The 12258-nt window shown below is 46.3% G+C and carries 9 protein-coding genes and 2 riboswitches; all 9 genes read left to right on the top strand.

Annotated elements, in window-relative coordinates; all coding sequences use genetic code 11:
- Positions 1–144: 144 nt before the first annotated feature.
- Positions 145–1101 carry a MoxR family ATPase gene (locus tag N7U64_RS14065; RefSeq protein WP_318930289.1) on the top strand — a complete coding sequence of 319 codons (957 nt, stop codon included), beginning with the start codon at positions 145–147 and terminating at the stop codon, positions 1099–1101.
- On the top strand, positions 1098–2180 hold the full coding sequence (locus N7U64_RS14060) for a DUF58 domain-containing protein (RefSeq protein ID WP_214767830.1): 1083 nt from the start codon (positions 1098–1100) through the stop codon (positions 2178–2180). The genes N7U64_RS14065 and N7U64_RS14060 overlap by 4 nt, the downstream gene beginning before the upstream one ends.
- On the top strand, positions 2177–4249 hold the full coding sequence (locus tag N7U64_RS14055) for a DUF3488 and DUF4129 domain-containing transglutaminase family protein (RefSeq protein WP_318930287.1): 2073 nt from the start codon (positions 2177–2179) through the stop codon (positions 4247–4249). Before N7U64_RS14060 ends, N7U64_RS14055 begins: the two co-directional genes overlap by 4 nt.
- A 37-nt stretch (positions 4250–4286) precedes the next feature.
- Positions 4287–4388: riboswitch (purine riboswitch) on the top strand.
- A 129-nt stretch (positions 4389–4517) separates the two neighbouring features.
- On the top strand, positions 4518–6038 hold the full coding sequence (guaA, locus tag N7U64_RS14050; protein ID WP_290829531.1) for a glutamine-hydrolyzing GMP synthase: 1521 nt from the start codon (positions 4518–4520) through the stop codon (positions 6036–6038).
- Positions 6039–6339: 301 nt separating this feature from the next.
- Entirely contained in the window at positions 6340–6870 is a 531-nt protein-coding gene (locus N7U64_RS14045; RefSeq protein ID WP_318930285.1) for a hypothetical protein, read from the top strand.
- A gap of 312 nt (positions 6871–7182) precedes the next feature.
- The gene (locus tag N7U64_RS14040; RefSeq protein ID WP_290829513.1) at positions 7183–8157 is read left to right on the top strand and encodes a YsnF/AvaK domain-containing protein; all 975 of its coding nucleotides are present in this window, start codon (positions 7183–7185) and stop codon (positions 8155–8157) included.
- A gap of 178 nt (positions 8158–8335) precedes the next feature.
- Complete coding sequence (locus N7U64_RS14035) at positions 8336–9352, top strand: acyltransferase family protein (RefSeq protein WP_214767838.1); 1017 nt, start codon at positions 8336–8338, stop codon at positions 9350–9352.
- Between the two features lie 120 nt (positions 9353–9472).
- A riboswitch (purine riboswitch) is annotated at positions 9473–9574 on the top strand.
- 135 nt (positions 9575–9709) lie between these two features.
- A complete protein-coding gene (locus N7U64_RS14030; protein ID WP_026829315.1) occupies positions 9710–11014 on the top strand; it encodes an NCS2 family permease in 1305 nt (434 codons plus the stop codon).
- A gap of 91 nt (positions 11015–11105) precedes the next feature.
- Entirely contained in the window at positions 11106–12017 is a 912-nt protein-coding gene (locus tag N7U64_RS14025; protein ID WP_318930282.1) for a proline dehydrogenase family protein, read from the top strand.
- Positions 12018–12258: the final 241 nt, after the last annotated feature.

Below are 12258 nucleotides of genomic sequence, written 5' to 3'. Positions count from 1 at the left end.
CTGAAAGCAGGAAGGGGGAGTCGCGAACAGCGGCGCCCCCTTTTGTGCGTATTCAGCTACCCCCATGCCTTTAAAAGCATTGAAAAATATGAGATGATATAAAAAGTCAGAAAATTCAACTACTAAACAGCAAGGGGCCAGACAATGCGAACATATACGAAGGAGATTCAAGCGATCATCGACAACGTAGAAAAAGTCATTATCGGAAAAGAGAATGTCATTACACAATCTTTAGCCGCGTTACTTGCCGGAGGTCACGTCTTACTGGAAGACGTACCGGGTGTCGGGAAAACGATGCTCGTTCGTGCATTCAGCCGTTCGATCGGTTTGACATTTAAGCGTGTCCAATTCACACCTGATCTGCTGCCGTCCGATTTGACGGGGGTTTCGATGTACAACCAGAAGACGAGTCAATTTGAGTATCGCCCGGGTCCTTTGATGGGAAACATTGTCCTGGCAGATGAAATCAACCGGACCTCACCGAAAACACAATCAGCCTTACTCGAAGGGATGGCGGAAGCGAACGTAACGGTGGATGGAGAAATTCACACGCTTCCTAATCCCTTTTTTGTCATGGCGACCCAAAATCCGATTGAACACGAGGGGACCTATCCGCTTCCGGAAGCCCAACTCGACCGGTTTTTAATTAAGGTCAAGATGGGGTATCCCGATTTTCAACAGGAGATGAAGCTGCTGACACGGTTCGAGCGGGATGAACCGATCGAGACGCTGGAGTCCGTCATCACACGCGACGAATTGTTACGGATGAAAGAAGACGTCAAGGCTGTGCATGTCTCGCAACCGGTCAAAAAATATATCGTTCATTTGGTTCAGGCGACCCGGACCCATGCCTCGCTTTATCTCGGAGCCAGTCCACGATCTTCGATTGCCCTGATGAAAGTGGCACAAGCTTGGGCGTATATGGAAGGACGGTCCTTCGTCTTACCGGATGACGTCAAGGAACTGCTGACTCCCGTACTCTCGCACCGTTTGATCTTAACGGCGGATGCCCGCTATCATGGGCAGACGGCAGAACGAATTCTGGAACAAGTGAAAAAAGAAGTCGCCGTGCCGATCCGGCAAGACGTGGAGTCCTTATGACAAAATGGCAAATCGGTTGGCGTTACGCCGTCTTGCTGATTACAGTCACAGCTCTGTGGATCTATGCCCGGATTGACGGCGGAAACGTCGCTTCACTGTTGGTTTATATCATGGCAGGGTTAACCGTCTACTGGACGCTGTTTTTGATCTGGCCGGTCACACAAGCAATCGCGACGCGGGAAGTTTCAAATAAGATGTTGATTGCCGGAACCGATCTTCCGGTTTCACTTCGAGTCCGGCGGAAATATCCGTTTCTCATCGGTGCCGTCGATGTCACGGAAGCCGTACCGGACACACTCAGTGAAGAACCGCTCGATATCCGGCATCCGCTCCGGGCACATTACCGGAAAGTCGAGCACATCGATTATCTGATTCCTTCCATCCGCCGGGGACTGTATCAAATTCCCGGCTGTGTGCTCGAAATCCGTGATCCGTTCGGCTTGTTCATGCGGAAAAAACTCTATCCGGTCGAAACGTATCTGGCCGTCGAACCGGCTCGGTTAGCGGTCCAACTGCCGCATGAAGACGATCGCGGCGACGGCGGGATTTCTCCCGTTTCACTGGATCTCCGGCAATCCTCCTTTACGGTCGTCGGTGTCCGTGAGTACGTCAGCGGAGACCGGATGAATCAGATTGACTGGAAATCAACCGCGAAACGCCAAGGATTGATGACGAAAACGTTTGAGCGGGAACAGGAACGCGAGACGACAATCGTCTTTGACGAAGGAACCGTCAGCGATGAGAACTTCGAAAAAAGTATTTCCATGCTGGCTGCCGCAACGGATCAATTGAATAAACGTCATCTGAATTACCGGATTCATCTTGTCGGACATGGCGTCCAGTCGTTATCGTTGCCGCTTGAAGGCGCAAAACTGACGCATTACCTGATGACGGCGCAACCGAGCCGGACCCGGTCGTTCATTGAATCCTGGGAATATTCTTCAAAAGCGTTACGACTGAGCGGAAATGTCCTGTTCATCACACCGGACCTTGAATCCAACAATGAAATGTGGATTTCGAAAATCCGGCAGGAAGCAAGCGTTCATGTCTATACACCAGAGAGGAGGACGACCGGATGATGCGACGACTGATTTGGAATCTGCTCGCCGGGCTGCTGTTCGCGAGTTTCATGCCGCCGCTGCTTGAGCTGACGACGTTTGAGAGTGTCATTCCGTTTCTGCCGCTTCTGTTGACACCACTTTTGCTGTCGCATGTCCGACGCAGCTGGTTTTTACTCGGCAGTTTACTGGCATTGCTCGTTTCGTTCTATTTGATTTTGATTCCCGGCGAAGCACCGTGGAACCTGTTCCGTGAAATTGCCGGTGACATCAACCGTGTCATCAACGGGGAGTTACCGGGACGTCCGGCATTTGCGTTCTCGATTGGACTGATCAGTTTTCTGATCGGTTATCTGGCGCGGCGGACGTTTCCAAACCGCGGATTCGTCTTCGGACTGGCGCTTGGAGTCATCGGGTTCATTGCCTATTGCGACACGTGGACGGATTACTCCGGCGAACAGTTCATCATCTACCCGATTGTGCTGGCTCTGTTTTTGTTATATGCGACAGAAGTCAGTGAACGGCCGATGGCATCGTATGTCCGTCCGTTCAGCGCCTTGCTGATCATTGGAGCGACGGTGGTTGCCGCAGTTCAGAGTCCCGTCATCACGGCGACATGGCAAGACAGCTGGTACGACTGGACGGATGGTTTTGAGAGTGAAGGCACGTCGTCGAGCCAGATCCAAAAAGTCGGATACGGCAACAACGACGAGCAACTCGGCGGTCCGTTCCAAATGGACGACCGGGAAGTCTTCCAGGTTGAAAGTGAAGGCAGCCGCTACTGGCGTGTCGAGACAAAAGACATCTATACCGGCAAAGGCTGGGTGCTGTCGAAATCGGAACCGGAAATCGATGCGCGGGGATTCTTCTCGCATTTCGGAGACGATGTCAAGACACGGGAGGAACAGGCGACATTTGAGCTGTCACGGGAGTTACCGTTTGTCCCATATAACGGGGACAACGTCCGGTTGACTGTCGATAAACAACGCCAAAACCTGTTAATCGATCCGGAAAATCAAAAGGTCTCGTACCTGGATGACGCGGAACGTCAGCAAAATTATCAGATTCAATACACCTATCCGTTATTTACGGAGGAATTGCTTCAGACGGATGAGCCGATTACGTTGACCGAAATGGAGCAGGACCGGTATTTACAGTTACCGGATACGTTGCCGAACCGCGTCCGCGATCTCGCGACAGAGATTGTCGCGGATGAGGACAGTCCGTGGGATAAAGCGAAGGCAATTGAAAATTATTTCGAACAGGAAAACTTCGAATACAATACGGAAGAAGTTGCTGTCCCGAAAGAAAATCAGGATTATGTCGATCAATTTTTATTCGAGACGAAACTCGGCTACTGTGATAATTTCTCGACATCAGCGACCGTTCTGCTTCGTGCCGCCGGTCTGCCGGCCCGCTGGGTAAAAGGATTTACGGGCGGTGAATCGGATGTCATCGGGGCAGCCGTGACGAGTTATACGGTCCGCAATAAAAATGCCCATTCCTGGGTCGAAGTGTATATCGAAGGTCCGGGTTGGGTTCCGCTTGAGCCGACTGTCAGTTTTGACGGAGCCGGGCAATATACAATCGATCAGGAAACGAACAATCAAACCGAACAAGCCAATCCGCAACGGGATACGGAGACAGATACCGAAACGGCAACGCCGAACCGTCCGCAGGAAAATCTGCTCGATGAAGAACAGACGACGACAGCGGCGCAAACCGAGCAACAGTCGTTCCCAATTTGGCCGGTCGTCATTGCCATCGTCGGACTGGTCTTCCTCTATCTGTTCCGGAAACCGTTAATCCGGACGGCGGCGATTTTACTCTTCCGCAATCAAGTCGGTCGACCGGAAGGATTTAAGCGGATGTACCGCTTCTTGTTACGCCGACTCGATAAACAAGGGTTCCACTACGAAGATGGCCGGACCTTGACGGAACTGGCGCAAGAGGTCGACGGCTATTACGAAACGTATGCGATGCGTCCGTTGACGGATGCCTATGAACGGATGGTCTACGGCGGCGAATCCTTATCCGCCGACAAAAAACGTGAATATTTCGAAAATATCATTCGACGGATAGAGGGTTGATATTTTCGAATTGATACAGTTACAATGGGAACAACGTAAATCATACATGCATCTCCTTTGTATATACTCGCGAATATGGCGTGAGAGTCTCTACCGGGTCACCTTAAACGACCTGACTATGAAGGAGCAGACCCTTCGTATACACTTTTTGTGAAGCGGCCTGCTCTTTTTCCATTTTTCTTATGGGTGAAGAGCGGGCTTTTTTCATTAGGGTACGCATGAAATTGGAAAGGCGGGAATAGATTTGGAAGCACATTTGGACCAAGAAATGATCCTCGTCCTCGACTTTGGAGGTCAGTACAATCAATTGATCACACGCCGCATCCGTGATCTCGGAGTATACAGTGAACTGCATTCGCATAAGATCACTGCAGCAGAAGTAAAAGACATCGCACCGGCCGGTATCATCTTCTCCGGTGGACCACGCAGTGTTTACGCGGAAGACGCGTACCGCTGTGATCCTGAAATCTTTGACCTCGGCATTCCGATTTTTGGAATCTGTTACGGTATGCAATTAATGTCGCAACACTTTGGTGGAACGGTCGAACGTGCCGGACACCGGGAGTACGGAAAAGCGACGTTGACACTCAACGATCCATCACCGATGTACACGAACCTGCCGCTCGAACAAACGGTTTGGATGAGCCACAGTGACCTGGTCACATCGGTACCGAACGGTTTCGTCGTCGATGGAACAAACGTCTCGTGCCCAATTGCTTCAATCAAAAACGAAGAGCTGAAGATGTACGGCGTCCAGTACCATCCGGAAGTCAACCACACGATGTTCGGGAAAGAACTCCTGAAGAACTTCCTCTTTGAAGTCTGTCAGTGTACGGGCGACTGGTCGATGGAAAACTTCATCGAAATCGAAATTGCAAAAATTAAAGAAGAAGTCGGCGATAAAAAAGTCCTCTGTGCCCTTTCAGGCGGTGTTGACTCATCTGTCGTCGCAGCACTCATTCACGCGGCAATCGGTGACCAGTTGACATGTATGTTCGTCGACCACGGTCTCTTGCGTAAAGGGGAAGCCGAAAGTGTCATGAAGACATTTGCGGATCACTTCCACATGAACGTCATCAAGATTGACGCACAGGACCGTTTCCTGAACAAGTTAAAAGGCGTTTCGGATCCGGAAGAAAAACGTAAAATCATCGGAAACGAATTCGTATACGTCTTCGATGAAGAAGCATCGAAACTGACGGATATGGACTTCCTCGCTCAAGGAACGCTCTATACGGATATCATCGAAAGCGGAACGGATACGGCGCAAACAATCAAGTCGCACCATAACGTTGGTGGATTGCCGGAAGACATGCAGTTCAAGTTGATCGAACCGATCAACACGCTGTTCAAGGACGAAGTCCGCGAACTCGGAAAAGAACTTGGTTTGTCGGACGAAATCGTCTGGCGTCAACCGTTCCCTGGACCGGGTCTCGGGATCCGTGTCCTCGGTGAAATCACAGACGAGAAACTCGAAATCGTCCGCGAATCCGATTTCATCCTCCGCGATGAAATCAAAAAAGCCGGTCTCGAACGCGAAATCTGGCAGTACTTCACGGTCTTGCCGCCACTTCGTTCAGTTGGTGTCATGGGTGACGAGCGGACATACGACTACGCCGTCGGAATCCGTGCCGTTACGTCAATCGACGGGATGACATCGGACTGGGCACGCATCCCGTGGGACGTGCTCGAGAAGATTTCCGTCCGGATCGTCAACGAAGTTCAGAACGTCAACCGTGTCCTGTACGATGTGACGTCGAAACCACCTTCAACGATTGAGTGGGAATAAGTATTAGACTTGATGAGGGGAATCGTCTCATGAAGCCTGTCTTACCAACGTGTTAAAGGGGACAGGTGAAAGGAAGTCTGTTTCACCTTCAACAATTGTATTTCAAAACGAAGCTCTCTTTTGTTCACATGATTTGTGAGTGGAAGGGGGCTTTTTTTCGTGACCAAAATCATGTAGCTGTTGAGTGACGTCAAACTGAAACAATAATTTCTAAGAAGGAAAATAAGACAAATCGAACTGGGTGTCGGACACTTGATATAGTATGAAGTGAGTAATGAAATGGAATAGGTGGCGAATTATTATGATTGATTGGATATGGCCTGAAGTTGATCGATTAGAGCATCAAGAGAATTGGAATGAAGCAAAAGAATATCTTTTAAAAGCATGGCAACAAAAACCGACGGACTTAAAAATGACTGTACGACTTGGCTTTTTTTGTTGGTATGTCGTAGTCGAACAAGGACCGCTGGGAATTACAGATGCAGATATAGACACAGGTGAATTAGAGTCTATATTGACTGAAGTGACACATTTCGGTTTGGCTCATTTTATGGCGGAGGAAGATTTTCTCTGGTGTTTTGGTTATATGATTTCCATGTTTCCCGAATACTTTGGAGACTATGAACAGTGGGAAGAAAAAGGGGATTCCATGTTAAAACGTGCTTATGAATTGTATCCTGAGGAACCTGTATATAAATATTCTTACTTAGGATCTTTACCGAATACTTATGGAACACGTAAGAATGAATTAAAGCAGGTAAAATCTGTTTTAGAAGATCAATTTAGAGGAGAAGGGCTACTGTCTGAGTACTTTAAAAGTGTATTTAGCTAACATGCCAGATGGTTTTTAATCCTTACTTTTTTTACGTAAAAGCTGATGTATAAAAAATGTGTAGAAGTATAGAGGGTTAAAACGAAATATTAGTTTTTTTGTTGATTAATCAAAAACATGGAATTCCAGAAGAAAGTCTGTCGCTAAACCAGCGCGGACTTTCTTTTTGTTAAAACATGCATAAAAAATGTTTAATTGAAAAAGAAGTAGGGGAAATTCAAAATGTTGGCATTTAAAATTATTTGTAAGCGTTTGATATTCAATTTTAAAACTGAATTTTAAACGCTGTTTATCCCAAAGGAGGAAAAGGTCATGAGTAGAAGAGAAAATACATTTATCGACGTGTTCAATACCCAAGCGGAAGTGTTAAGTAAAGTGAATGAATTAAAGGCACAGGGTTATAATGAAAGCGATATGTATGTCGTCGCACAAGATAAAGATTCGTTTTCTATGTTAAAAGACCAGACAGACGTCCATGTGGATACTACGGGTGAAGAGCAGCATCAAGGATTCATGGGAAAATTCATGGCCGCCTTCTCTGAAGATTCTTCTACGGAAGCATTCAGTGGTATGGGACTTGATCGTACTGAATCGGAAGAGTACCGTCGTCAAGTACAAAACGGCAAATTAGTATTATATGTAGACAGTGATTATGGGGATTCTTACGAAAAACACAATCAGAGTTACGGTCAAGGGTACGGCGTTGCTTCGGATGTGAACGAGGATGAAAAATACGGCGCAACTTCAGGAGTGGACCGGAATCAAGATTACAATAATTCTTCAGAAATGGATCGGACATCTACTACTGCACCAGATGTCGGGACAGAAGAAGAACGGATTCGCCTGCATGAGGAACGTTTGAATGTTGATAAAGAAAGAGTACAGACTGGAGAAGTAAATGTCAGCAAACGTGTAGTCGAAGATCAGCAATCCATTGAAGTCCCGATTGAGCGTGAAGAAGTGTATGTAGAACGTCGGCCTGTCAATGAAAGTGAAACAAGAACAGATGCGTTTGTAGATGAAAATGACTCGATTCATGTCCCGCTTTCTGAAGAACGCGTTGTCGTTTCAAAACAAGATGTTGTTTCTGAAGAAATTGTTGTTGGTAAACGGAAAGTTCAAGATACTAAAACTGTCTCGGAAACAGTACGTCATGAAGAGGCAGACATCGATGATGGTACGAATACGACAAACAATCTTGATCGGGATAATAATCGAGATGAAAGACTTGAACGAGATAACAATCTTGATCGAAACAACGGACTTGATCAAGGAGATAGAAGATAATTCTATAGCTAATTGCTAAAAAGAGAGTGGCTCATCAGCTACTCTCTTTTTTTTTGATCCGATACGATATATCGCGTTTTTATTTCTTTTCTTTAAAAAAACGTGTGTTTAAGTGTAGATTTTAGTAACGTAAAAAAGAGTCCGATGATTAACAGATAGAAAGAGGAGTTGGAAGAAGATGAACGGACGAAATCCGGTTTATGATCACGCCAAATTGACCTTGATTTTTTTGGTGGTTCTGGGTCACTTAATCGAACCTTTTATTGTGAAAAGCCGAATGCTAGAAGGTGTGTTTAATTTTATTTACGTGTTTCATATGCCGGCCTTCATCTTCATTTCCGGTTATTTTTCAAAGGCGGAATTAACCGTCAGAACCGGACTAAAACTTTTTTTTGATTACCTCGTACTGTTCGTACTTATTCAACTGATATTTGTGGCAGTCATGAAGGAAATCGGAATGGATCAATATCAATTTTTGACCTTCCAACCGGCTTATATTTATTGGTATTTGTTTGCGATGTTCGCTTGGAGTTTAATGCTGCCAGCAGTTCTTCAGTTGGCGCGATTTACTAAACTCGGAGTTGGACACATCGTGGTCATCAGTGTTCTGATTGCTTTAGTTGCCGGTTACGTCGAACAGATCGGCTGGATGTTCAGTTTGTCACGGATTTTGGTGTTCTTTCCGTTTTTTGTACTCGGTTATTATTTCAAGAGTCAAGGTTGGAAAATCTATCAAGCATTCCCGAATCGTAAAATAGCTGTAAGTGTCATGATGATCGTTGCTCTGATGATGTGGATTTGGCCGAACCTTTTTCAGTTTGGTTTGCTGAGTGGAGCGAATTCGTATTCCAAGATTGGATTAACCGATACAGGACCAATCGTACGACTTGTTCTGTATATGGTGCAGTGCGTCATGATTGTAGCGTTCTTCACACTAGTGCCGCGAAAACCGTTCTTATTTTCTCATCTTGGAACAAAGACGTTGACCATATATATTCTTCATGGATTCATCGTCAAAGGACTTGTTGCCGCTGCATATTTTAATGAGCTTACCGTAGAGAGAGTATTACTCCTGCCGTTTTTGGCATTCTTGCTTGTAGTGGTCTTAGGGAGAGTTCCGCTTCGGTTTCAGTTATCACGGATTATTTTTAAGAACGACAAGCATAATCAAAAAAACTTAGGAAATGTCAGCTGATCGAAAAAACGCTTCCAAAACCGAACGTTCGGTTTATTTAAACGACTAAATTTCGCTTTTATGGTTGACCGGTGATTTAGAGCGTGCTACGATGTGTCTGTTCTTATCTTAATCATCCACTAAAAAAACAAAAAATAATGCCGTATAATTCTGGGGATATGGCCCGGAAGTCTCTACAGGAACACCTTAAAGGTTCCTACTACGGCGTGCACTGATTTCCGGTGTGCGCTTAAAGAAACGGCTTTTACCGCTTAGGTAACTGCCGTTTTTTTCGTTTCTTGAGACGGCTTATTTGGAAAGAGGGCAACCATGAGCACACAGATGAAACCGCAACAACCAAAACAAAAGGAGAATGCGATTGCGCGTTACTTCGACTTTAATGGACTCGGTACGAATATGCGGACAGAGTTCATCGCCGGTATGACGACGTTCTTCGCGATGGCTTACATCTTGTTCGTCAATCCGAACACACTCGCAGAAGCGGGAATGGATGCCGGAGCGGTCTTCGGTGCAACAGCACTCGTTGCGATCATCGGTTCGGTCACGATGGGCTTACTCGCCAATTATCCGATTGCCCTGGCACCCGGTATGGGACTAAACGCGTTCTTCGCTTACAGCGTCGTTATCGGAATGGGTATCCCGTGGCAAACAGCTTTATCCGGTGTTTTAGTATCCGGTCTGGTTTTCATGGTGTTAACAGCGTCTGGGATTCGGGAAACCATCATCAATGCAATTCCTGAACCTCTTAAAATGGCAGTAGCTGCCGGAATCGGTTTATTCATTGCTTTCATCGGTTTAAAAACGGGCGGCATCGTCGTCGCCAACGAAGCGACACTCGTCTCACTCGGTAACCTTGGTCAGGGGACAACATTACTTGCTGTCTTCGGCTTAGTCATCTCAGCTATCTTAATGACACGTGGCATTAAAGGGGCGATCTTCTTCGGAATGATCATCACAGCAATCGCCGGTATGATCTTTGGTTTAATTCCGGTGCCGTCAAGTCTCGGTGAAATCGTCTCAGCTCCGCCAAGTATCGCCCCGACATTCGGTCAAGCGTTCTTACACTTTAACGAAATCTTTACGGTTCAAATGGCAGTCGTCATCTTAACGTTCTTCTTCGTTGATTTCTTCGATACAGCAGGAACACTCGTTGCGGTCGCTAACCAAGCAGGACTGATTAAAGAAAATAAAGTCCCGCGTGCCGGTCGTGCCTTGATTGCGGATTCAACAGCAACAGTTGCCGGTTCGATTCTCGGAACGTCAACGACAGTCTCTTACATTGAATCAAGTGCCGGTGTTGCAGCAGGTGGTCGCTCAGGTATGACGGCGATCGTGACAGGATTATTCTTCGGACTTGCTTTGTTCTTCTCACCGTTGCTCGCGATTATCACAGCACCGGTCACGGCGCCAGCGTTAATCATCGTCGGTGTGTTGATGGCTTCATCACTTCTCCAGATCGACTGGAAAAAGTTCGAATATGCAGTGCCGGCTTTCTTGACAGTCATCATGATGCCGCTGACGTATTCGATCGCAACCGGGATTGCTTTCGGATTCCTGTTCTATCCGATCACGATGATTGCAAAAGGACGCGCGAAAGAAGTCCATCCGATCATGTACGCCATGTCACTCGGATTCCTGGCTTACTTCATCTGGTTACATTAATTTTTTGATTGCTCATGACGTCTTTCTTCTATATAGAAGAGAGGCGTTTTTTTTATGCAGGAGGGAAAGGGGATTAAGAGGAGGTGTTCGTATGATGAAAAACCCGACAGGTCCGGTTTTTGAATATTTAGCCGAGCACAATGGATTGATTCAGACGGCACGGAAAATCGGTCTACCGTTAGGCGGAACCTTTTTTGTCGGAGGGCAGGAAACGGAAGAAACGATTCAAACGGTCCGGGAATTAAATAAAGACGGACGGGCGGTAACGGTTGATTGTCTCGGTGAATTCATCGAAACAGAACAAGATGCAATCGGGATTGCTGACGAATGCATCAAAGTCATCTACTGCATTGCGGAAGAAAAGTTAAATGCCCAAGTCTCTTTAAAACTGACATCAGTCGGATTACGGCTTAATCCGCAAATCGCGGAGAAGCAGATGACAAGGATTTTGGAAACGGCAGAACTGTTCGACATGCGTGTGACCGTTAATATGGAAGAAGAAGCGGTGTGTGAAGCGATCATTCAAGTTTTTGAACGGTTGCACGGTCGTTTTTCAAATGTCGGGATTGCTTTGCAAGCCAACCTATATCGGACGCGCTTTGATCTTGAACGATTGCAGTCGACAGTTCGTGTCGTTAAAGGAGCATATACAGGCCCGGCAGATATTTATATTGAGCGGAAAGAAACGGTTGATGCAACATATCTGCAACTCGTCAAACAAAATCTTTTGCAAGGCTGTTATACGCAAGTTGCGACACATGACGAAGATATGATCCGGGAAGTCGTTCGCTTTGTTCACCAGCATAGCATCGGATCCGAACAGTTTGAGTTTCAAATGCTTCAGGGGATGCGGCCGAAGCGTCAACAGGAATTAGTGAAAGAAGGATTCCGTGTCGTCATTTATGTTCCGCATGGCGTCGACTGGTATACGTATCTGATGAAACGGTTGGCGGAACGACCGGCTAACATTGGATTTACCATGATGAGTATGTTGAGACTTTAAATCCTTTACAAAGGGTTTTTAAATCCTTTGTAAAGTTTTTTTAAAATAATGCTTGTGTTTGTCGAATTTTGTTGTTATATTAATAAATGTTCCAGCGAGACGCCTTTTATAAACGGTTTGTTGGGGCTGAAAAATCTTTTTCTCAAACATGGTTGACGTAATCATAAGAACCTGTTAATCTATTGAAGTCGCTAATACGACGCGAAAGAAATGACGAACTTTGAAAACTGAACGATGAGGA

This window comes from Exiguobacterium sp. K1, from assembly GCF_033721435.1.
GTDB classification, from domain to species: Bacteria; Bacillota; Bacilli; order Exiguobacteriales; family Exiguobacteriaceae; genus Exiguobacterium_A; species Exiguobacterium_A artemiae.
This window is presented reverse-complemented; position numbering and strand designations above follow the sequence as displayed.

Bases quoted from the DNA above. Each gene is read 5' to 3' on its own strand.
- N7U64_RS14060 (WP_214767830.1), top strand. From the start codon at position 1,098: ATGACAAAATGGCAAATCGGTTGGCGTTACGCCGTCTTGCTGATTACA.
- N7U64_RS14025 (WP_318930282.1), top strand. From the start codon at position 11,106: ATGATGAAAAACCCGACAGGTCCGGTTTTTGAATATTTAGCCGAGCAC.
- N7U64_RS14065 (WP_318930289.1), top strand. From the start codon at position 145: ATGCGAACATATACGAAGGAGATTCAAGCGATCATCGACAACGTAGAA.
- N7U64_RS14055 (WP_318930287.1), top strand. From the start codon at position 2,177: ATGATGCGACGACTGATTTGGAATCTGCTCGCCGGGCTGCTGTTCGCG.
- N7U64_RS14045 (WP_318930285.1), top strand. From the start codon at position 6,340: ATGATTGATTGGATATGGCCTGAAGTTGATCGATTAGAGCATCAAGAG.
- guaA (WP_290829531.1), top strand. From the start codon at position 4,518: ATGATCCTCGTCCTCGACTTTGGAGGTCAGTACAATCAATTGATCACA.
- N7U64_RS14040 (WP_290829513.1), top strand. From the start codon at position 7,183: ATGAGTAGAAGAGAAAATACATTTATCGACGTGTTCAATACCCAAGCG.
- N7U64_RS14035 (WP_214767838.1), top strand. From the start codon at position 8,336: ATGAACGGACGAAATCCGGTTTATGATCACGCCAAATTGACCTTGATT.